General features: G+C 38.7%; 23 protein-coding genes. 14 read left to right on the top strand and 9 right to left on the bottom strand.

All coding sequences use genetic code 11. The annotated features are described in order from the left end of the window. Positions 1–63: 63 nt before the first annotated feature. Positions 64–1545 (bottom strand): xylulokinase, encoded by a 1482-nt coding sequence (locus tag U859_RS0100280; protein ID WP_025141446.1) that lies wholly within the window; start codon positions 1543–1545, stop codon positions 64–66. 171 nt (positions 1546–1716) lie between these two features. Between U859_RS0100280 and U859_RS0100285 the strand changes: the two genes are divergently transcribed. The 5 genes from U859_RS0100285 to U859_RS0100305 all read left to right on the top strand — a co-directional run bounded on the left by U859_RS0100285 (position 1717) and on the right by U859_RS0100305 (position 4545). Beyond that, positions 1717–2052 carry a tRNA-binding protein gene (locus U859_RS0100285; RefSeq protein ID WP_025141447.1) on the top strand — a complete coding sequence of 112 codons (336 nt, stop codon included), beginning with the start codon at positions 1717–1719 and terminating at the stop codon, positions 2050–2052. Positions 2053–2407: 355 nt separating this feature from the next. Continuing rightward, complete coding sequence (locus tag U859_RS0100290; protein WP_025141448.1) at positions 2408–2875, top strand: nucleoside deaminase; 468 nt, start codon at positions 2408–2410, stop codon at positions 2873–2875. 224 nt (positions 2876–3099) lie between these two features. After that, on the top strand, positions 3100–3708 hold the full coding sequence (locus tag U859_RS0100295; protein ID WP_025141449.1) for a superoxide dismutase: 609 nt from the start codon (positions 3100–3102) through the stop codon (positions 3706–3708). A 97-nt stretch (positions 3709–3805) separates the two neighbouring features. Next, the gene (locus U859_RS0100300) at positions 3806–4267 is read left to right on the top strand and encodes a hypothetical protein (protein WP_025141450.1); all 462 of its coding nucleotides are present in this window, start codon (positions 3806–3808) and stop codon (positions 4265–4267) included. A 32-nt stretch (positions 4268–4299) separates the two neighbouring features. Further along, the gene (locus U859_RS0100305; protein ID WP_025141451.1) at positions 4300–4545 is read left to right on the top strand and encodes a hypothetical protein; all 246 of its coding nucleotides are present in this window, start codon (positions 4300–4302) and stop codon (positions 4543–4545) included. 158 nt (positions 4546–4703) lie between these two features. Here the strand turns inward: U859_RS0100305 and U859_RS0100310 are convergent, their stop codons facing one another. Further along, on the bottom strand, positions 4704–5636 hold the full coding sequence (locus U859_RS0100310) for a hydrogen peroxide-inducible genes activator (protein ID WP_025141452.1): 933 nt from the start codon (positions 5634–5636) through the stop codon (positions 4704–4706). A 230-nt stretch (positions 5637–5866) separates the two neighbouring features. Here U859_RS0100310 and U859_RS0100315 point away from each other — a divergent pair, with 230 nt between their 5' ends. Further along, complete coding sequence (locus U859_RS0100315) at positions 5867–6994, top strand: glycoside hydrolase family 130 protein (protein WP_025141453.1); 1128 nt, start codon at positions 5867–5869, stop codon at positions 6992–6994. Between the two features lie 54 nt (positions 6995–7048). Here U859_RS0100315 and U859_RS0100320 read toward each other — a convergent pair whose 3' ends face one another. Continuing rightward, positions 7049–7975: a GDP-L-fucose synthase family protein gene (locus tag U859_RS0100320; protein WP_025141454.1), complete on the bottom strand. Its 927-nt coding sequence runs from the start codon at positions 7973–7975 to the stop codon at positions 7049–7051. A gap of 113 nt (positions 7976–8088) precedes the next feature. On the opposite strand from U859_RS0100320, the gene trmB reads away from it, so the two are divergent. The 5 genes from trmB to U859_RS0100345 are packed head-to-tail and all read left to right on the top strand — an operon-like array spanning position 8089 to position 10497. Next, positions 8089–8739, top strand: a complete 651-nt coding sequence (gene trmB, locus U859_RS0100325) for a tRNA (guanosine(46)-N7)-methyltransferase TrmB (RefSeq protein ID WP_025141455.1) — start codon at positions 8089–8091, stop codon at positions 8737–8739. Continuing rightward, positions 8739–9074 (top strand): MGMT family protein, encoded by a 336-nt coding sequence (locus tag U859_RS0100330; protein WP_025141456.1) that lies wholly within the window; start codon positions 8739–8741, stop codon positions 9072–9074. The genes trmB and U859_RS0100330 overlap by 1 nt, the downstream gene beginning before the upstream one ends. A gap of 60 nt (positions 9075–9134) precedes the next feature. Continuing rightward, positions 9135–9488, top strand: coding sequence for a carboxymuconolactone decarboxylase family protein (locus U859_RS0100335; RefSeq protein WP_025141457.1), 354 nt, complete (start codon positions 9135–9137; stop codon positions 9486–9488). A 57-nt stretch (positions 9489–9545) separates the two neighbouring features. After that, the gene (locus tag U859_RS0100340) at positions 9546–9908 is read left to right on the top strand and encodes a four helix bundle protein (RefSeq protein ID WP_025141458.1); all 363 of its coding nucleotides are present in this window, start codon (positions 9546–9548) and stop codon (positions 9906–9908) included. Between the two features lies 1 nt (position 9909). Beyond that, positions 9910–10497, top strand: coding sequence for a DNA-3-methyladenine glycosylase I (locus U859_RS0100345; RefSeq protein ID WP_025141459.1), 588 nt, complete (start codon positions 9910–9912; stop codon positions 10495–10497). A gap of 50 nt (positions 10498–10547) precedes the next feature. On the opposite strand, the gene U859_RS0100350 is transcribed toward U859_RS0100345, so the two are convergent. Then, the gene (locus U859_RS0100350; RefSeq protein ID WP_025141460.1) at positions 10548–11228 is read right to left on the bottom strand and encodes a hypothetical protein; all 681 of its coding nucleotides are present in this window, start codon (positions 11226–11228) and stop codon (positions 10548–10550) included. Positions 11229–11276: 48 nt separating this feature from the next. After that, positions 11277–12047 (bottom strand): hypothetical protein, encoded by a 771-nt coding sequence (locus tag U859_RS0100355; protein WP_025141461.1) that lies wholly within the window; start codon positions 12045–12047, stop codon positions 11277–11279. 156 nt (positions 12048–12203) lie between these two features. Here U859_RS0100355 and polA point away from each other — a divergent pair, with 156 nt between their 5' ends. From polA to U859_RS0100370, 3 genes are all read left to right on the top strand, one after another. After that, positions 12204–15011, top strand: coding sequence for a DNA polymerase I (polA, locus tag U859_RS0100360; protein WP_025141462.1), 2808 nt, complete (start codon positions 12204–12206; stop codon positions 15009–15011). A gap of 53 nt (positions 15012–15064) precedes the next feature. Then, complete coding sequence (locus U859_RS30800) at positions 15065–15889, top strand: energy transducer TonB (protein WP_025141463.1); 825 nt, start codon at positions 15065–15067, stop codon at positions 15887–15889. Between the two features lie 102 nt (positions 15890–15991). Beyond that, positions 15992–16333, top strand: coding sequence for a hypothetical protein (locus tag U859_RS0100370; protein ID WP_025141464.1), 342 nt, complete (start codon positions 15992–15994; stop codon positions 16331–16333). 163 nt (positions 16334–16496) lie between these two features. Here U859_RS0100370 and U859_RS0100375 read toward each other — a convergent pair whose 3' ends face one another. Genes U859_RS0100375 through U859_RS0100390 form a run of 4 tightly spaced genes read right to left on the bottom strand, consistent with a single transcriptional unit; the run spans position 16497 to position 22769 of the window. After that, on the bottom strand, positions 16497–17207 hold the full coding sequence (locus tag U859_RS0100375) for a hypothetical protein (protein ID WP_025141465.1): 711 nt from the start codon (positions 17205–17207) through the stop codon (positions 16497–16499). Between the two features lie 3 nt (positions 17208–17210). Further along, on the bottom strand, positions 17211–19439 hold the full coding sequence (locus U859_RS0100380) for a peptidase domain-containing ABC transporter (RefSeq protein ID WP_025141466.1): 2229 nt from the start codon (positions 19437–19439) through the stop codon (positions 17211–17213). Then, the gene (locus U859_RS0100385; protein ID WP_025141467.1) at positions 19432–20346 is read right to left on the bottom strand and encodes an LLM class flavin-dependent oxidoreductase; all 915 of its coding nucleotides are present in this window, start codon (positions 20344–20346) and stop codon (positions 19432–19434) included. Before U859_RS0100385 ends, U859_RS0100380 begins: the two co-directional genes overlap by 8 nt. Positions 20347–20387: 41 nt before the next feature. Further along, positions 20388–22769 (bottom strand): outer membrane beta-barrel family protein, encoded by a 2382-nt coding sequence (locus tag U859_RS0100390; protein WP_025141468.1) that lies wholly within the window; start codon positions 22767–22769, stop codon positions 20388–20390. Positions 22770–22771 lie beyond the last annotated feature (2 nt).

Below are 22771 nucleotides of genomic sequence, written 5' to 3' on the forward strand. Positions count from 1 at the left end.
GTTGATAGTTCATGGCCAACCTGTCTATGAACTATTAAACCATGATCCATTAACCTTTATCTATTATTCAGTTAACTGTTTCTCTAATATTATTCTCCAATCCTGATAAATTGGCTCATACGCTGCTGAATTTTTCGGACTTAAAGTTTTAATTACTTCATGGTTGGTAAATGCCTCTTCGGCACTGCTAAAAATACCCGCACCAATGCCTGAACCCAATGCCGCGCCAATGCTTCCGTCGTTTTCATATAACTCAACCGGAATTCCGGTAACATCTACAAAAGTTTGGGCAAAAACTTCACTTAAAAAAAGGTTTGCCAAACCCGCACGGATTACTTTAGGCTCCATACCGTTTTCGCGCATAATATCTAAGCCGTAACGGAATGAAAAAGCGATCCCTTCCTGCACTGCCCTAAAAATATCAGATTGGCTGTGTGTATTTAAGTCAATATCCAATAATTGAGCGCCGGTATATTTATTGTTTAACATCCTTTCGGCACCATTACCAAAGGGAAGTACTTTTAATCCATTGCTGCCTATTGGCGCCTCGGCAGCCAGGATGTTTAGTTGTGCATAAGTAGAGAGGGGTGCGAAAGTATGTTTGGCCCATCGGTACATACTCCCTGTGCCATTAATGCAAAGCAGCACGCCCGTATGTTTTTTTTCTGCTGAATAGGTTACATGTGCAAAAGTATTTACCCTCGATTGTTTATCGTAAGTAAGATCGCCGCTTACTCCATAAATTACACCCGATGTTCCGGCTGTTGCGGCAACTTCACCAGGTTTTAACACATTTAAAGATAATGCATTATTAGGTTGATCGCCAGATTTATAAGCTACAGGGATTCCAGCGGTTAAACCCAATGAAGCTGCGATATTTGTTTTTAAATGGCCGTGTGCTGAGAAAAGCGGTTTTACTGCTGGGATAAGTTGCTCATCAATACCATAATGACTCAGCACATCTTTAGAAATTTCGTGGTTTTTAAAATCCCATAAAATACCTTCAGATAGCGCAGAAATGCTGGTGGTAATTTCGCCCGTTAATTTCATGGCAATGAAATCGCCAGGTAGCATCATTTTATCAATTTTTTTATAGGTCTCCGGTTCGTTCGCTTTTACCCAGGCCAGTTTTGAGGCGGTAAAATTTCCAGGCGAATTTAGCAGGTGTTTCAATGATTGATCATGACCAATGGAATCAAAAGCATTTTTGCCCAGTTCAACAGCCCTGCTGTCGCACCAGATAATGCTATCGCGCAAAACCTCTTGATTTTGATCTACCACCACCAGACCATGCATCTGGTAAGCAATACCTATGGCTTTAATTTCTTTCGGATCGAATAAATCGCTGGCATTTAATTTAAGTACAGCCTGCTGCACATTAAGCCACCAATCATTAGGCGATTGCTCTGCCCAACCCAATTGCAGGGATTTGATCGCTGTTTCCGCTTCGGGATACTGAGCGGTAGCTACTTTTTTTTGTGTGGCTACATCAACAACTGCAACTTTTATGGAGGAGGTACCTAAATCAATTCCTAATAAATACATGTTTCAAAATTATTTTATATTTGGTTATGCAAACGGTTGCATAAAGATAGATGTAAAAATATAAAACGCAAATTTTTTATCATCCAGATAATCTTTACATCCTATTAATGGCATTTGAACCTTGAATGAATGAATTAATTTATATTTTTGGACAACACGTTAAATTAAGTTATGGAACAGATTACCTGGGATGATTTTGAAAAGGTAGAATTAAGGGTGGGAACGATATTAGAGGCTTTCGAGTTTCCTGAAGCCCGTAGACCAGCCTATAAATTAAAAGTAGATTTTGGTGAATTTGGCATTAAAATGAGTAGCGCGCAGATTACCAAACATTATACACTGGAAGAGCTCCCAGGCAAACAGATTGTTGGGGTAATCAACTTCCCTAAAAAGCAGATCGGCAAGTTTATGTCTGAATTTCTCGTTACGGGTTTTGCCGACGAAAACGGTGATATCGTATTAACTGCGGTGCAGAGCAAGGTGCCGAATGGGAGCAAATTGGTTTAGCGCGCAGACTTCCCATTTTCCCGCAGATTTAAAAAGATCAAAATCGCAGATCGGCACAGATTCTTTTTGCAATATAAAATCTGTTTAATCTGCGCCGATCTGCGGGAAAAATAAGCTATACATTTACGCCTTGCTATTTTTCCTATTGACTACAGGCTTTTTTTAAATAGCCCTGATTGAAGTGATTCCGATTCTTTACCAATCAATCGGCACTAAAACAACATCGGAAGTAACGGAAAGCAGGACCGTAGCAACCGATTAGCAATGCAACTGCGCTCCAAAACCTATAACACTTCTGAAATTTCCCTGCGCATTGCCTTATTAAACTTCGGAAGTGTTAGCCTATATTTGCCGCATGAGTTTTTACAATTTCGAGAATACAGATCCTGAGGAAGAAGACATTCATTATATGAAACTGGCTTTGGAAGAAGCAAAAAAGGCTTTAACTGAAGATGAAATTCCGATCGGCGCCATTGTAGTAAGTAAGAACAGAATTATTGGCCGCGGATACAATTTGACAGAGCGTTTTAACGATGTTACCGCCCATGCCGAAATGCAGGCTTTTACCTCGGCAGCCCAAACCATTGGGGGAAAATATTTAAGAGATTGTACGCTTTATGTAACCATCGAACCTTGTGTAATGTGCGCCGGAGCGAGCTACTGGACACAGATTGGCAGGATTGTTTATGGAGCCCGTGAAGAAAAAAGAGGTTTTATTTCGAAAAATGCAAATCTGCTTCATCCAAAAACAATACTAAAAGGCGGCGTGCTGGCAGAGGAGTGCGGAGCGTTGATGAGGGGATTTTTTGCAAAAAAGAGGTAGACGCTTGGAGTTTATGGCATAGTAGTTTATAGAACATGCGATAATCAGACAATGAGCCAACAAACCATGAACACTTTCCTCTCTAAACCTTCCAACATTAAAACCTTCAACATTACAACATTAACCCAGAAAACGATTTGATGATAATAACATGAACAAATCTTAACGTTCTAATGTTATATTTGCTACAAGAAACATTTTTAAAATCTTAAAACATAAACATTATGGCTTTTGAATTACCTGCGTTACACTACGCAACCGATGCATTAGAACCGCATATTGATAAAACTACCATGGAAATCCACCATGATAAACACCATCAAGCTTACGTTACCAACTTAAACAAAGCGTTAGAAGGTAAACCTGAAGCAACTTCTAGCATCGAAGAAATTGTTAAACACATTTCAAAATTCCCTGCTGCTGTTAGAAACAATGGTGGTGGTCACTATAACCACTCTTTATTCTGGAACATTTTAGGTCCAAATAAAGGCGGTGAGCCAACCGGCGATTTAGCTAAAGCAATTAACGAAACTTTCGGTTCGTTTGCTGAGCTTAAAACTAAATTACAAGAAGCTGGCGCTACCCGTTTCGGTTCAGGCTGGGCCTGGTTATCAGTTGGTGCTGATAAAAAACTTCAGGTTTCTTCTACTCCAAACCAGGATAATCCTTTAATGGATATTGCTGAGGTAAAAGGAACTCCAATTTTAGGTATCGATGTTTGGGAACACGCATATTACTTAAAATATCAGAACAAACGTCCGGATTACTTAGCAGCAATCTGGAATGTAGTGAACTGGGATGCAGTTGCAGAACTTTACAAAAAAGCTTTGTAAGCTAATTCCAATAAAATTTAAGAAAGTCCCGGTTAAAAATCGGGACTTTCTTGTTTTAAGATAATTAAGTAACTTCGCACATATTAAAATATTCGAAATGAAAAGGCTTGTAATTTTATTTTTAATTGTTGTTGGTGTAAATGGATTGGTAAGTGCACAGCAGAACAAAATGCCTACACCTACAGAAATTGCACAAAAAAATGTAGATGATCTGGATAAAAGATTAAAACTGAATGCTACGCAAAAAAGCGTAATCTATAGTTTCACTTTTAACCAGGCAAAAGAACAGGCCGATTTAATTAAAAGACAACAAGCCGGAAACTCGCGCGAGGAGGATGTAGATAAATTTTACAAACTGCAGAACGAAACCACAAAAAATATCCGCAATGTTTTAAGACCAGAGCAGCAAACGGAATACGATAAAGTTATTGAAGAACGTTTAAGCGGCAAAGGCTTAAAAGCCAAAAACAAGAAAAAGAAAAAAGGCGAGGAAGAAGAAGTTGAAAGCGATATTAAAGGCCTGCTTTCTGCCCCACCGCTCGAAAAGCAAAAACAATAAGGTTTAAATCAACAGCAGTATGCCTTTATAAGATGCCAGAAATAATCCTCGGATCTATCGTACTCGGACTGCTATTATCGCCGCAGCTCCTTGCTGGTTTTTTAGCAAAAAGAACCGGACGAAATTTTTGGTTCTGGTTTTTCATTTCTTTTTTAATTCCCATTATTTCGCTGATTATACTGATCTTTTTAGAAGATAAAAATCCTGAAGCTCAAAGTTATAAGCTGGCAGAGCATGTAGATAAAGACAGGGAGTTAACTTCCGAGGTTGCGAAATAAATCAATCCTATCGAAAAGTCGTCATTGCGAGGAGGAACGACGGCCTGTCCCGACTTTTCGGGGAAGCAATCTTTCATACTTGTGAACCCTACCATAAAGATTGCTTCGTCGGCTGAAAAAGCCTTCTCAGCAATGACGATCGCAGCATAAGTTGAAAATTAAATCCCAACTATATCTTTTTTCTTTTTTTGCTTCATGGCTTTTGGGATGATTTCTAAAATCTCGTCTTTTAAAGCGTTAAGCATCCTCTTTTTAATAAAGTTTTTATGCGTAACCAAACTGATCTCCCGCACAGGTTCCGGAGATTTAAAGTGACGTATTTTACTGGTCTGTTTGGCGTTTAATTCTGCAATGGCCAACTCCGGAAGCAAGGTTGCGCCACCATTTAAATCGACCATTCTTACCAACGTTTCTACACTACCGGTATTATATTCTAAACCCTGTAAACGGTTATTTTTTGTAGAACGGCAGATATTCAAAACCTGGTTACGCATACAATGGCCTTCGTTTAACAACCAGATATTCTCATCGTTCAGGTCTTCAGCATCAACCGCTTTCTTTTTATACAGTTTGCTGTTTTTGCTGATGTAGCTTACAAAGTTTTCGTAGTACAGTGGAGTTTCTGTAATGTTCGGATCAGTTAAAGGGGTAGCCAATATTCCGCAATCCAATACACCTGTTTTTAAATGATGGATAATATCTTCGGTGGTATATTCCCAGATTAAAAGTTTCAGTTCAGGATATTTCTCCAGCATCGCCGAAATTACCTCTGGCAATAAATAAGGGGCAACCGTTGGAATAACCCCAATTCGCAATTCGCCTAAAACATCCTGCTGCTGGCTGCTGATCAGTTCTTTTATTTTACCACTTTCTTGTAAGATGATTCTGGCCTGTGCAATAATCTGTGCACCAATCTCCGTCGGACTTACAGGCTGTTTACTCCGATCGAAAATTTTAACGCTGATTAATTCTTCCAGTTTTTGCACCTGCATGCTTAGCGTAGGCTGGGTTACAAAACATTTATCGGCAGCAGTTACAAAACTTCTATAAGTATCAACAGCAACAATATATTCTAACTGAACTAAAGTCATATAGGTAAAATTGATTTATAATATCAAATATATCAATTTTGACTATAATAAAAAATGATCTGTAAGGGCAAGAAATGAAAGGTAGATTTTCTGATAATTAGATGATAAAATTCTTCCTTTATATGAGGCGTTTAAACAGAAAGTTGAACCAAATATTTAGGCACCATTGATTTAATTAGCAATAACCTAACCATCACTTGCTTAACAAATTAATTGGGTATATTAGCTTTATGAACAAAATCGCTTTAGGCCTATTTCTTCTAATAGTTTTTCTTCCGCTGGCCTTTGCAACAAATGCCCAGGGTCTGTTACCCGAATGGGCACTAGGGCCATTTACAAGACCGGAAAATGTTAATCCCATTATTTCGCCAGAAACCGAAAGTCTTTTCTTCGACCCAATGAGCAAACAAAAAATTGCCTGGGAAGCGGGCGACGTATTTAATCCGGCAGCTGTCGAATACAAAAATAAAATATATGTACTTTATCGCGGAGAAGACCGCTCAGGTATTGGTATTGGCAAGCGTACCTCGAGAATAGGCATTGCCGAAAGTAGTGATGGCATTAAAATGAAAAGGAATCCGGAGCCAGTGCTCTATCCTGATGAAGACAATCAGAAAGCATTCGAATGGCCGGGTGGTTGCGAAGACCCACGAATTGCGGTAACCACAGAAGGATTGTATGTAATGCTGTATACCCAATGGAACCGAAATATATTTCGGTTGGCTGTAGCCACTTCCAAAGATTTGAAACACTGGACTAAACACGGTGCTGCATTTAGTAAGGCCTATAATGGCAAATTTCAGGATCTCAAATGCAAATCTGGTTCTATTGTAACCAAGGTAGAAAATGGTAAACAGGTAATTACCAAGATAAACGGCAAATATATGATGTATTGGGGCGAACATTTCATGAATATTGCTACTTCGGCCGATCTTATTAACTGGGAGCCTGCTTTAAATGCAAAAGGTGATTTAGATTTAATTGTGAAACCCCGAAAAAATTATTTTGATAGCGACCTGACCGAATGCGGTCCACCAGCAATTGTTACCGATAAAGGTATTTTAGTTTTATACAATGGCAAAAACAGGAGCGATGCCGAAAGAGATACCAATTATGTGGCCAATACCTATTCGGCCGGGCAGGTGTTGTTCGATCTGAAAAATCCCTCAAAAGTAATAGCGCGGCTAGATCAACCCTTTTTCGTGCCTACTGCACCTTTCGAAAAAAGCGGCCAATACCCTTCAGGCACGGTTTTTATTGAAGGGCTGGTTTATTTCAAAAAGAAATGGTTCTTATACTACGGCTGTGCCGATAGCCGGGTGGCAGTAGCAATTTATGATCCTGCTGCTAAAAAATAAGGTGTAAATAAAAAGTGCGCAGGATGTTATACTGCGCACCATTGTAAAATTTATCTAATACCTGCTTTCAAAATCCTGATAAGCCATTGCAATGCCTTCAGGCAATTCAATTTTATGTTTCCAGCCTAAATTATGAAGTTTGCTCACATCCATTAATTTACGCGGCGTACCGTCGGGTTTGCTGGCATCGAATACCAATTCGCCTTCAAAACCCAATACCTCTTTAATTAATAAAGCGAGGTCTTTAATCGTTAAATCGTGCCCGGTACCAATATTGATCAGGTTAGGTTCGTTATAATTCTGCATCAGGAAATAACAGGCATCTGCCAGATCATCTGCAAATAAAAATTCGCGCATTGGCGAACCCGATCCCCAAACTACCACCTCTTTTTCGTTGTTCGCTTTTGCCTCATGCACCTTACGGATCAAAGCTGGCAAAACATGTGAGTTTTGAGGATGGTAATTATCATTAAAACCATATAAATTGGTCGGCATTACCGAGATAAAATTACAACCATACTGATCGCGGTAGGCATCGCACATTTTGATTCCTGCAATTTTTGCAATGGCATAAGGCTCGTTGGTATGCTCTAAAGTTCCGGTTAAAAGGTAATCTTCTTTTAAAGGCTGTGGTGCCATTTTCGGGTAAATACAGCTTGATCCTAGAAACATCAGTTTCTTAACGTTATTTAAGTATGCATTATGGATCACATTGTTCTGGATGGCCAAATTTTCGTACAGAAAATCAGCCCTGTAAGTATTGTTCGCCACAATACCGCCAACTTTTGCTGCCGCAAGAAACACATAATCAGGCTTTTCTTCAGTAAAGAAATCGGTAACGGCCTGCTGGTTGCGCAGATCCAGTTCATCAGAAGTTTTGGTAATGATATTTTCGTAACCTTCTTTTTGCAGTTTACGGTAAATGGCCGAACCCACCATACCGCGATGGCCTGCAATGTATATCTTAGCTTCTTTTTCCACAGTAATTTTTATAGGTTACAAAAATACGATTCCTAAACAAGATTGACATTAATCTTTATGGCAAAAGAAACATGGGTTATTGATTTAATTGTATTTTTGCAGAAAAAAAACTTTTGGGTAAAGATAAACTTAGGCGTTTTGCAGAAATCGAAACATTTGCAAACGTATATCAATTAGACGCAGGAAAGGCCTTAAAAGGGAATTGGGCTTCAGCACATTTTAAAAATGAAAATCCAATTGTGCTCGAACTGGCATGTGGAAAAGGTGAGTATTCGGTAAATCTAGCCAGGTTGTTTCCTGACAAGAATTTTATAGGTATTGATTATAAAGGTAACCGTATCTGGCGTGGTGCTAAAACCGCTATTGAAGATGGGATTGATAATGTTGCTTTTTTAAGAATACAGATTGAAAATATACTTGATTATTTTAATGAAGGAGAAATTGATGAAATCTGGATTACCTTCCCGGATCCGCAGCCACAGGATAGCCGTGAGAAAAAACGTTTAACGTTCCCTGCATTTTTGAACAGGTATAAACTGGTTTTAAAACCTGGAGGAAAAGTTAACTTAAAAACGGATAACGATCAGTTATATGCTTATACCTGCGAAAAAGTAGCAGAATTAAGTCTTCCAGTACATAAAAACACCGATCATTTATATACCTCTGATCTGGTAGACGAGGTCTTATCAATCAAAACCTATTACGAGAAGAAATACCTATTACACGATAAAAATATTAACTATATTCAGTTTTCTTTTGAATAATGGATACCAATTTTTACGAACAGGTTTATGAGATTGCCCGCCTAATTCCGAAAGGAAGGGTAACTTCGTATGGAGCAATTGCCAAAAGTTTAGGTGCAGCCAAATCATCGCGAATGGTGGGCCATGCCATGCTTTATGCCGGCTCAGCTTACCCCAAAGTACCTGCTCACCGCGTAGTAAACAGCAGCGGCCTCCTTACCGGAAAATTTCATTTTAAACCACCTGAATTAATGGAAGAACTGTTAAGACAGGAAGGGGTTGAGGTTAAAAACGATAAGGTGGTTAATTTTAAAAAAGTATTCTGGAATCCGCTGGAAGAAATCAACCTCGATTGATAAATTAATTTTAACGTCATGCGCTCATTCAAAAAATCATTTATTCAATAATTTATATACATGGGAAAGTTAGTAGAAGAATTTAATGGTTATCGTGAAAAAATGAACGATAGGATTATGGAAACGGCGAATACAAACATCAAACGTTTTTTTGCTTTAGATACCACTTCCTATGCTGATGGTGCCCTGGATGTTAAAACAAAAGAAATGCTGGGCCTGGTAGCCTCAATGGTTTTGCGCTGCGATGATTGCATTAAATATCATTTGGGTAAATGCTTCGACGCAGGTGTAAACAGCGACGAAATGAATGAAATCTTTATGATCGCCAATCTTGTGGGTGGCAGTATTGTAATCCCGCATTATAGAAGGGCTGTTGAGTATTGGGACGAGTTGAGTTCTAGTCCAGAGTCTTAAGTCCTGAGTCTGTAGTCTCTTTCTCTTCCCAAATTATTATATTAGTTTAAAAAAATTATGGGAAAGTTTAGAGAATTAATGGCTTATAAAAAAGGATTTGCTCTTTTGATGGACATCTTTAATTTAACGAAAGATTTTCCTAAATCAGAGCAATATAGCTTGGTAGATCAGATGCGTAGATCTTCAAGATCTGTTTGCAGTTGCATTGGTGAAGCATACAAAAAGAGAAGATACCCTAATCATTTTATCAGTAAACTATCAGATGCAGATATGGAAAATGGTGAAACGCAAGTTTGGTTAGATGTAGCGCTTGCCTGTAGTTATATCTCTGAAGAAAAATTCAATTATTTGGATGCTCAATGTGAAGAAATAAGCAAATTATTAAATTTCATGATTAGCCATCCTGCAAAATTCGCATAATATGACTCACGACTCTGGACTAAAGACTAAGGACTCAATAGTACGCTGTTCCTGGGCTGGCACCGATCCGCTCTACATCAAATACCATGATGAAGAATGGGGGAAGCCGGTTTATGACGATAAAATTTTATTTGAATTTTTAATACTGGAAGGTGCACAGGCTGGTTTGAGCTGGATTACCATCCTCCGTAGGCGCGAAAATTACCGTAAGGCTTTTGCCGGTTTCGATGTTAAAAAAGTTGCTGCCTTTACCGAAAAAGATGTGGAGAGGTTAATGAACGATGAGGGCATTATCCGCAATCGCTTAAAGGTGAATGGCGCCATTACCAACGCCAAACTGTTTATCGAAGTGCAGAAGGAATTTGGGAGTTTCTCCAAATACTTATGGAGTTTTGTACCTGATGGCAAACCGATCCAGAATCGTATCGAAAAAATGGGAGATGTTCCGCCACGCACAGAACTTTCCGACAAAATCAGCAAAGACATGAAAAAGCGTGGTTTCAAGTTTTTTGGCACCACAATCTGTTATGCGCACATGCAGGCTACCGGAATGGTTAACGATCACTTGTTAAACTGTTGTGCAAGGTAATTTTATGCAAAACGATTTCGCAATCCTAAAATCTATTATTAATCCTGGCTTTATTTCTTTGTCGCGTTATATTCCTTTACCCATTCAATTACATCTCGGCTATTAAAATCTGTTCCCGCTTCTAATTTAGCTTTCAAATCGGGTTGATCGCCCATTTTTTGTAATAGAATATTTTTAACTTCAGTCTTTTTAGCATCTTCAGTAATGGCTTTCATGGGTACTTCCTGTAAAGGGCCTGCACCGGGTTTCTCAATAAAATAACGGACAGCGGGTGCTCCTGCAGGTCTCTCAGGTGCCGAACTACGTCCGCCACCAATGCTGATTCCTCCACCCATCCCCATGCCACCGTAACCACCGGTTCCGGTTCCAATACCTACTGAAGGCCTGAACCTTACTTTTTTCTCTTTTACCTCAGGCACCAAAGTTCCTCCACCGAAAGAATACAAATTAACCGTTCCCATTTCAATCACCTTCACAAAACGGTATTCGAAATTACGTCCGTTTGCAAAACCCTTGCTTACAAAGCTGTTGCCGTTCCAGAAAAAACTTTTAACATTCTTTGCAGGCAAAATTACATCCGCTTCATCATTGGCACTGATAAACACCGAAAAATAATCGGTACCTTTAATCGTTCCGCGGATTACATCATCATTGTTTTTAACGATAAAATCCTGTGCCGAAAGCTGATTTAAAGTAAAAAAGAAAAGAAAGACAGAAAATAGAAATTTCATATAATCAATTGGCTTTCCACAAATAACGGAACTAAATTTCAAATCGTACTAATTCAGGTTAATTTTGATGTTGCCCGTTTCTACATTTGGATGTTCCTTTTGAAAGGTATTAAACGATTCTTTCATTTTATTTAAAGCATAAGCTTTCGTATTGCTGATGTTTTTACCTAATGCATAAAATTTATTGATGATGTAAACCTTAAACAGATATTCTTTTATTTCGGCCGAAGCCTGGGTATCGGTCATCACTTTTGCTAAATTTTCCCGATCAACAAAATTAACAAGCCCCACACGTGAAGCGATATAATTGGCAACTTTATTGATGCTATCCTGTTGATTACCAAAGGCATCTTTCGCTACATTAATATCATCAATAGCTTTTAATTGTGGTGAAATTTCTTTTGCTAAAACCTCCTTATTAAGCGAAATCAGCCCCTTTGGCACAAAGAAAGCAGAATCAAGTTTATAGGGATCAACAAAAAGAAATATAGTATCTTTTGAATTGGGATTTATCAAAGTATAACGGTCTACAATTCCTGTGCTCGAATGCTCGCTTTTCCTTTTACTAAAATCAATCTTTGATCCATCCGGCCAGCGATAAGAATTTTCCAGTTTGGCCATCCGTAAGCTTAAGTAACTTCTATCTATTAAATTTTTAAAGGCACCAGTACCTATTGGCCGGTTGATAGATGCACCATACCCATCATCATTACCTTTCAGGTTTTCAAAAGTAATATAGGTAACCAAAGTATCAGATGGAAGCTGGGCTTTAACCAAGCCTGCAATCAGGCAAAAAGTTAATGTACAAAATATTTTCATAGCGCGTTTTATTTAATGATGATGAAAGTTAAAGAATTCAATAATTTAATTTTAATTTTTTTTGTTGATAAAGCATTTTACCGATATGATTAACTTTGGTTACTTTTATCATCCGGTAAATCTATTTGCCAGCAATCATTAAATCGGTGTAATCACATGAATAAAAAACTCTTTCTCCTAGACGGTATGGCGCTAATGTACAGGGCCCATTTTGCATTAAGTAAAAACCCCCGTTTTACCTCAACAGGTATCAATACATCGGCAGTAATGGGCTTTACCAATACTTTATTAGATGTTTTGAAGAAAGAAAAACCAACACATATTGCAGTGGTTTTTGATACTGAAGCACCAACAGAAAGACATACCTCCTTCGAAGCTTATAAAGCACACCGCCAGGCCATGCCTGAGGATCTGGCTGCTGCAATGCCTTATGTGATTAAATTAATTACCGGTTTTAATATTCCTGTGATCACTTCTGATGGTTATGAGGCCGATGATATTATTGGTACACTGGCCAAAAAAGCAGAACTAAAGGGTTATCAGGTTTACTGCATGACGCCGGATAAGGATTTTGCGCAATTGGTTTCTGAAAATATTTTCATTTACAAACCTGCCCGCATGGGTAACGATATGGAAATATTGGGCGTAAAGGAAATATTGGCAAAATGGGAGATCGAAAATGTGCTACAGGTAATCGATATTTTAGGTTTGTGGGGCGATGCAGTAGATAATATCCCTGGTATCCCAGGAATTGGCGAAAAAACTGCAAAAGCCCTGATCAAACAATATGGTTCTATGGAGAACATTATTGCCAACTCGCACGAATTAAAAGGTAAACAACGCGAAAACGTAGAAAACTTTGCAGAACAAGGACTGATCTCCAAAAAACTGGCGACTATTTTATTGGATGTTCCCGTTGAACTTGATGAAGCCAGCCTGGAACTTTGCGATCCGAGCCGTGACTTGCTGGAGCCATTATTTACCGAATTAGAATTCAGGACTTTAGGCCGCAGGGTATTTGGCGATGAGTTTTCGGTTACTACGGCACGTTTTCAGGAAGGTACACAAACTGATTTATTTGGCAATCAATCGGGCGAGGCCATACAATACACTAATACACTTGAGGAAGAACCGGCAGAAAAACTTCCGGCCAAAACCATCGAAAATACGGAACACGATTACCAATTGGTTGATACTGCTGAGCAGCGTGCAGATTTAATTAAATTATTGCTTGCCGAAAAGCGGATCTCGTTTGATACCGAAACCACCGGCACTGATGCCAACATGGCCGATTTAGTTGGCTTATCATTCTCTATAAAACCAGGTACGGGTTATTATATCCCGGTTCCGGCAGAAAGGGAAGAAGCCCAGCTGATTGTTGATGAATTCAGGGTGGTATTGGAAAATGAAAATATCGAGAAAATCGGTCAGAATACTAAATACGACATACTGGTGTTAAAGTGGTATGGCATTCAGGTACAAGGTAAACTGTTCGATACGATGCTGGCCCACTACTTAATCGATCCTGATACCCGCCATGGCATGGATGTGTTGTCAGAAAATTATCTGGGTTATTCGCCAATCTCTATTACTAAACTAATCGGTGCAAAAGGCAAAAACCAGGGCACCATGCGTGATGTGCCGGTAATTGATGTAGTAGATTATGCTGCTGAAGATGCTGATGTAACTTTGCAACTGGCACACATTTTCGAGCCAAAATTAAAAGAATTAAACGCCGCCAAACTGGCCGAAGAAATTGAAAATCCTCTGGTTTATGTATTGGCCGATATCGAAAAAGAAGGCGTACGCATTGATATCGAAACTTTACAGGCTTACTCTAAAGAGCTTGAAACCGAAATCATCAAATTCGAACAGAATGTTTATGATAAAGCGGGGATTAAATTTAACCTGGCCTCACCAAAACAATTAGGTGAGGTGTTATTTGATAAACTTCAGCTTGACCCAAAAGCCAAAAAGACTAAAACAGGCCAGTACCAAACCGGAGAAGATGTTTTAACAGCCTTAGCCAGCAAAAGTGATATTGTACAGGATATTTTGGATTTCCGTCAGTTACAGAAGCTTAAATCAACTTACGTGGACGCTTTACCATTAATGGTTAACCCGAAAACAGGTAGAGTACACACTTCTTACAACCAGGCCGTAGCCGCTACCGGCAGGTTGAGTTCTAACAATCCGAATTTACAGAACATTCCAATCCGTACCGAACGCGGTAGAGAGGTACGTAAAGCTTTTATTGCAAGGGATGAAAACCACATTCTGCTATCGGCCGATTATTCGCAGATAGAGTTACGCATTATAGCCGAAATTAGTAAAGAAGAAAATATGCTCGATGCTTTTAGCAAAGGGATCGATATCCATACCGCAACTGCTGCCAAAGTATATGGCGTAAGTATAGAAGAAGTAGATGGAACCCAGCGTAGAAATGCAAAAGCAGTAAATTTTGGTATTATCTACGGTCAATCTGCTTTTGGTTTATCTCAGAACCTGGGTATTCAACGTAAAGAAGCTGCCGAAATTATTGAACAATATTTTGCGCAATATCCAGGCATTAAACGTTACATGAGCGATACCATGAACTTTGCACGGGAGAATGGGTTTGTGGAAACCATAATGGGTAGAAGACGCTATTTAAGAGACATTAATTCAGCCAACCAAACTGTGCGTGGTTTTGCCGAACGAAATGCGATTAACGCGCCTATTCAGGGCTCTGCTGCTGATATGATCAAAATTGCCATGATCAATATCCATAAAGAAATGAAAGCACAGAACTTACAATCAACCATGACCATGCAGGTGCATGATGAGTTGGTGTTTGATGTGGTGCGCTCGGAAAAAGAAGTGATGAAAGCCATCATTCAGGATAAAATGGCCAATGCCATTAAGTTAACGGTGCCAATAGTAGTAGAAATTGGAGAGGGCGATAACTGGCTGGCTGCACACTAAATATGAAAACGCTTACTATATTCATTTTATGCTGCTTTATATCCATTGGATGCATGGCGCAAAAAAGTGATACGCTGATTACCTATAATTTTGGCGATAATTACTACAAAGCGGCAACCAAAGCGGCTGAAATGTATAAAGTTTATAAGAAGGATAGCACTTGGCTGAAAAATACTTTTAATGCTAAACAAGTTTTAATCAGAACCGAATCGTTTGGAGATCGAAAACTAAAAAAATTAAATGGCGAATATTTTGAATATGAAAACGGAAACATTTCGTTAAAAGGATTATACCGCGATAACAAAAAAATAGGCTTGTGGACAAGCTTTGATGCTGATGGTAAGTTAAAGGAAACAAAAGTATATGATCAGGATCTATTAAACGGCGGTTACAATACTTATTGGAAAAATGGTACCCCAAAAACAAGTGGAAACTATACCGATGACAAAAAAACAGGCGAGTGGAAGATTAATTATGAAAATGGTAAGCTTGCGCTTAAAGAATTATATGATGCCAAAAATAAAGTAACGGATAGTTCCTATCTGGATATGGATGGGGAACCAGTTGCCAAAGCCGATGTTACAACCGAACCATCATTTCCGGGGGGCATGAAGAAGTTTTATATGTACCTCGGCAAAAGTATCAGGTATCCGGCAGATGCTCGGAACACCAGAGCCCAGGGAAAGGTTTATTTATCATTCCTGGTGAGCAGCAATGGCAAAATTGAAGATATAAAAGTTATTTCTGCACCACACACCAGTTTAGCTGAAGAAGCTATCAAGGTTTTGCAGGAATCGCCAGATTGGATTCCGGCTACCTTGTTCGGAAAACCCATCTCCGTACCATACAACATCAATATTAATTTTACGATAAGTTAGATTTTTAAAAAAAATAAAAATATTCGTTATCTTCATTAAAACTTCATACCAATTAATGAATTTTATATCAACAAAAAACGAGTAAAACAAAAATCGAAAATTATGAAAAAGTTATTGAGTTTAATCGCAATCGCAGCATTTGGTTTAACCACAGCATTTGCTCAAACACCAGCAACAACAGCTCCCGCTAAAGCTAAAACAGTTGCTAAAAAAGAAGTAAAAACTACAACTGCACCAGTAAAAGCAGGTGTAAAACAAGAGGCTAAAAAAGTAGAAACTAAAACAACTACTACGGCTGCTAAAGTAAAAGCAGATGGCACTCCGGATATGCGTTTCAAAGAAAACAAAGCAAAAGCAGTAACTAAAGTTGCCGGTCCAACTAAAAAAGACGGTACAGCTGATATGCGTTACAAAGCAAATAAAGAAGCAGCTAAAAAAAATTAGGTTCAGGTTTATAATTTGAAGGGTCTTTAATGAAAATTAGAGGCCCTTTTTTGTTTTATCATCATTTTCAACCCAAGCGCTACAAAACTCTTTATTCATATTTTAAAGATTTCTCTACTACACCGGCGGTCATCTCTATCAAATCCATTTGAAGCTTAATTTACTACAGCAGCGAACTAAAAGAGAATTTTGTTTTCTCCTGTACTAATTTCCCCCTTACCTGTTTAAGCCTGGGATTAATATTGTATTTGCCGGGATTAGCAACCTGATAGTAAATAATTACAGAATCGGTAGTATCATCAACCTGCTGGATACTGGCTTGTAAGAATTGCTCCTTTCCTTGCTGATCCAATTCAATATTTATCTGATTTCCGGGTTTAAATTTATCTGCCTGAGTCTTATTTATCCTCAATTCTCCGTAAATGGTTTTCTCTTCATCTGCTGAAATTTCTATCATTGCCTGATTTTTCCTAAGAATACTCCCAACCTTTAAATCACCTTTAATATTTAATACTCCGCTTATCGGGGCAATTAAAAATTGGTATTTTGAAGGGGCACCAATTTCTGACAATTTAGCTATGGTATCTCCCTTTACAACCCTTTTGTTTGTTACGGCATAAACCTGGCTAATCTTTGAGAGGTTTTTTACCTCTATATACTGGGGTGCAGGAGATATATTGAGGGTGGTATAAATTGGCTTGAACTGAAGTTTCTTTTCAAATAATTGATAGATCAGCAGGCTACCTAATATCACGATAACGATAATATAGATATTCCATTTTTTGAGCCATTTTGGCAAACTACTTAAAATATGATCAACTTCTTCTGAGTAATCATTTGCAGTATGTTCTGTTGTCGCTTGGTTAACTGGCATGGGTTAAGCTGTTTTAAATTGAATTAGATTTTGATTAATTTCATCCATTGATAACTGATTTTTGACCAGATCAAAGTAGAACCCATTTTTCCGGATCAGTTCCTCATGGGTACCAATTTCTTCTACACGGCCTTCATTTAGTAAAACAATCTGATCTGCCGATTTTATGGTACTAAGCCTGTGGGCAATTACAACAACTGTTTTTTCGTTAAAGAAACGGTCTAAATTTGAAACGATCTCTTTTTCATTTTTACTATCGAGTGCACTTGTAGCCTCATCAAAAAACAGCACCTGAGGGGCCTTATAGATTGCACGAGCAATCAATAACCTTTGTTTTTGACCAGTACTTAAGCCAACACCTTCCTGACCGATTTTTGTTGATAAACCAAGGGGTAAGGAATTTACCAAACCTTCAATATTGGCCACGCGGAGTGCATTCCTTAGCTTGTCGTGCTCTACATATTCAACCCCAACGGCAATATTTTTTTCAATGGTATCCGAAAATATAAAACCCTCCTGCAGCACTGAACCACAGATATGTCTCCAAAATTCATCAGAAATAGATGCTAATCTTTTTTCGTTCACCAATATTTCACCTACTGTTGGTTTATAAAAATTTAGCAGAAGTTTCATCAGGGTGGTTTTACCACTGCCACTTGAGCCTACAATTGCCGTTACTTTATTGCGCGGAATGGTAAGGGAAATATTGTTTAAAATAATCTGATCCGGCGCTCCGGAATAGCAAAAAGTAAGGTTTTGCAGTTTAATTTCAACCCCATCCGTGGTATCAGGTATTTCTACATTATAATGGTTGTTTTCTTCTTCCTTGCCATGGATTTCTGCAATCCGTTCCAGACTCAGTTTAGCATCCTGAAAAGATTGCACAAATGATACGAGTTGGGTGATAGGGGAATTTAACTGGCCAATAATATAACTGATGGATAAAAGCATACCCAGCGTAAGCTCTCCTTTAATTACAAGCTGTGCTGCAATAACCGTAATGATGATATTTTTGAGCTCGTTAATAAAAAGCGAACCGATATTCTGGACCTGATCAAGTGCTAAACTCTGGATATTCGTTCTGAACAGTTTCGTCTGGAATTTTTCCCATTGCCATCTTTTTTCCCTTTCTGCATTATTTAATTTGATTTCCTGTATGCCATTTATCAGTTCTATGGTTTTGCTCTGGTTTGCGCTCAGCTGGTTAAACCTTTTATAATCGAGATCTCCTCGCTTTTTGATAAAACAATAAATCCATATGAAATTTAAGGAACTGCCAAACATAAAGATTAAAAAAATCGACAGGTTATAATTTACCAATACGATACTGAAGAGGAAAAGGTTGAAAAATGAAATTAAGGTACTAATGGAGTTAGAGGTAAGCGTTTGTTCTATTCTTTTATGGTCGTTGATTCTTTGTAGAAGGTCCCCCGTCATTTTCACATCGAAAAATGATAAGGGCAATTTCATCAGCTTTACAAAGAAATTAGAGAGCATGGAAATGTTAAAACGTGCACCTATATGCACCAGGATCCAGCTGCGCAAAATTTCAACACTTATTTTGCCTAAAAACAAAAACAATTGAGCAGCCAAAATCATATAAATGATGTTCACATTTTTATTTTTGATCCCATTATCTACTATAGACTGTGTGAGGTAAGGAAAGGCAAGCTGTAAGGCGCCTCCGATTACCAGTCCGGCCAGCAGGTGCACACCATAGCTCCTGTATTTTTTCAAAAAAGGTAAAAGGAAACCTATTCCTTTATATATCCCGTTTTCTTCGTCTTCCTGAGCGTAAAACGCAGGTGTAGGTTCGAGCATCAGTACAAAGCCAATATCTCCGTTTGAAGCCCAGCCTTTTAAGAAATCTTTTATACTGTATACCAATAATCCCCTGGCTGGATCTGATATATAAGCTTTTGTCTTGGTAATCTTATAAAGCACATTAAAATGGTTCTGGTTCCAATGTAAAACGCAAGGCAGGTCTACTTCGTTTTGAAGCATTTCCAGATTTACTTTTGCACCAAAACTATTGTAACCCAGCTTTTCAGATGCACGGAGTAGTCCCAGCATGGTGCTGCCGGCCCTTGTAGTTTTGCTGAGGTTCCTTAAACTTTGAAGGTTGAAAAATTTACCATAAAATTTGCTCACAATCCTCAGGCAGGTTGGACCACAATCCATGTGATCTAGCTGCGTAAAATGCGGGAATTTTTTTAAACTTGGGTTAATCATGGCTTTTGAGTGTTGGAATACGGTCGCTAATTAAATTACTTAATGTTGATAGTGTTTCCAGCCGCTTGCTGTTATCCGTATCAAGGTCTTTGAAAATAAATTCTTCGATGCTGGTTTCCTCATAAAGGGCTTCCAAACGATCAGAAAAATAAGCCGGTGACCCAACAATGAAATTGCTCAGCGGATCGTATGCTGTTTTATAGGTATCGTAAAAGCGCTTTTCAGCCCTTTGGCTATCCGTATCACAGATCCCCGCAAATGCCAGGTTAAGCGGCGGCGGGACCTTGTGCTGAGCCTCAAACAATTCCATGTGGCTAAATAGCAGATCTGCATTTTTGCCTGCCGGATCGCTTGTGTGGAATAAAGATCTTGAAAATCCCATTCCCATTTCGCGTGCAAACGGTAATTGATTATACGATGCTCCTAAAAGCCACATCTCGGGTAAATCTCCATGTATGGGCGCTATAGATTGTGTTTTCCCCTTCAAAAAATCGCATGTTAACCTAACATTATCATTAAAGGTCTTATAAATTTCATCGGTTACACCAGAGCGGTTTAATAAATATCCCGCAGCTATTAAGCTAGGTTTGCCATTGGCAAAGCCCAAATCTATTCTGCCTGGAAAAAGTGTACCTAAAAGCTTAAAATCGCAAGCTACGCGATATGGAGAATGAACAGCAGATAATGTACCCGCGATGCCAATCTTAATGCGATCGGTATAACAGGCTAATGTTGGGATCAACATTTCCGGGCTATTCCAGGCCAGGCTTAAAGGATGATGTTCTGTTAGCCAGAAACGGCTAAAACCAGCAGCATCAGCAATTTGAGCATATTCCAAAACATTTTCCAATATTTCGGCCCCTGAATGCCCTTCAATAGCGCCAAACTCTAGAATTCCGATTTTCATATCTACAGTTAAAAGGTGAATAATAATTTGCTGCTATACTATCAGTTTTTAATACGGCCCTGTTCCTCGCCCGAAGACTTTCTTTTGGTAGCGGCTCCCTTAACTGTGCTTTTGCCAAATTTGTAGCTATAGCTTAAGTTCGCCCTTGTTCCTTCCCATCTATAGTTCGAAACCAGGTTCAGTGTGCCCAGGTTGGCCGTTATAGAAGACCTGTTCGTATTGAATAAATCGAATATGCTCAGCTTAAACGTAGATCTTTTGTCGGAGAGGCTTTTGGCTATACCCAGGTTAAAATATAGGTTGGGTTTTACACGGTAAATACCATAGGCATTGTTGTAAAAACAAATCATGTCCAGTTCGGCCGTTATACTTTTTGGCAGCGTGAAAGATGAAGTACTGTTAAGCTGCAGCGCCGAGCCTTTTGATCTGATCTGGCCCATGGTATAATCGGTGTAGTAGAAGTTGGCATAGTTACTAATCTCCCATATCTTAAGCACCTTTACCGGAATGTTCGCCCCGATATAGTAGCCATAAAACTTATCAAAGTTTTGATAGATCTCTTTTACCAGTTTAGTATCGGGTTCCTGTACGGCAATTTTTTCAAATTCATCTTTTGTATGCTGAAAACCTGCCGATATATTAAACTGTTGAAGTAAGGTATAATTCAGTTCGAATGAATTTGTAAAGCTTGGCCTTAAAAAGGGGTTACCCTGACTTGCCGTGTATTGATCGGTGTAATAAGTAAATGGGTTTAGATCTTTATAACCTGGTCTGCCAATCCGCCTGCTGTAAGAAATACCGAGTTGATTGTTCTGGTTAAAATCGTAAGTAATGTAGGCACTTGGAAACAGCTTGAAGTAGTTAAGCCTGAAAACCGAATCAAGTGTTTTCGAATCACCGTCTGATCGTGTCTGTTCGCCCCTTAAACCCAATTGTAAGGATAGTTTTTTACCTAATTTGGTATTCAGGTTTAGATAACCCGACACGATGGTTTCATCGTAGTTAAAAACATTGCTTCTTTTTACATCATTTTCCCAATTGCCATCAATCTGCTGGTTAAAACGGGTCATGTTATCAGTGGTTACACGACTTACCTTTGCACCTGTTTCCAGATTTAGTTTTTTTAGAAGCACACGTTCATAATCAAGCTTTGCCGAAGCAATCTTAATCATGGTTTTATTGATGTTAAGGGTATTTGGCTGTGAAGGCTGATTGTTAGCATTATTGGAAGTATAGTTGATATCTCCATCATTTTCGTAATTAGAAAGGTCAGCATCAAAAGATAAGTTTTCATCCTTTTTTAGTGCCAGTTTGTAATTGAAACTATAGGTAAGGCTGTTCCAATCGGTCAGGTTGGCGCTATAAAGATTAAGTTGATTAATGGCTCCGCTTTCTCTCAATGAAGTTAAACTGTTATTTGCAAGGTTATTATTTGCCTTGTTGCCAATAAAACCAAAGCCAAGTGTATTTTTTTCATTTGGGAAAAAATCTATCGATAGTTTGGCAAGGCCTGAATTAATGGTTTTGATGCTGGAGCTATTTTGCGAAAAATCGGTCCCCGATAATGTTCTGTTTAGTTCTCCGGATGTAGGGCTCTTATCATGGTTATAGCCAATATTGCCCGAAACAGCAAACATTTTTTGTCTGTAGTTGAGTAAACCACTACTATTGTATTTTCCATTCCTACCGTATCCCCCGCCAGCTGTAACACTACCGTTAACACCTATTTTCTTGTCTTTTTTTGAAATTACATTGATTATTCCACCAACACCCTGCGCATCATATTTGGCCGATGGATTACTGATGATTTCTATTTTGTCGATATTATCGCCCTGCAGGCTTTTTAAATATTGTGCAACCTGATCGCCCGATAAATAGATTTGCTTATTGTCTACCAAAACCAAAACACTTTTACCACGGAGTTTTATCGCATCTGATTGATCAACAAAAACCCCGGGAGCCCTTTTTAGCAAATCCAAAGCCGAGCTTCCAGCCGTCATGGGGCTTTGCGAAACATTAAAAATCAGTTTATCGATTTTTTGCTCTATTAATGCCTTTTTCCCTTTAATGTTTACTTCAGATAACATTTTGGTGTCAGCCAGGAGTATAATATCAGGTGCCGTAATTACTTCAGGATTAGTAGAAATATGAAACGAAACCGCTGCGCTGGCATAGCCCATAGATGAGCCCAATAATTTATACGCTCCCTTACCCTGTTTTAAATTAAAAAGATAGTTCCCCTGTTCATCGGATATTGCAAAATTGACCGCTTTACCCAAACTATCGATTAATGATATGGTCGCGAAAATTACTGGTTCATTTTTGGCATCCAAAACCTTTCCTTTGATCTGGATATCCGTTTGTGCACTTACGGCGGTGGTTATGGCAACAATTAGTGCGAGTAATAAGGTTAACTTTTTCATTT

Origin of the sequence: Pedobacter jeongneungensis, from assembly GCF_000633455.1 — a bacterium.
Lineage (GTDB): Bacteria > Bacteroidota > Bacteroidia > Sphingobacteriales > Sphingobacteriaceae > Pedobacter > Pedobacter jeongneungensis_A.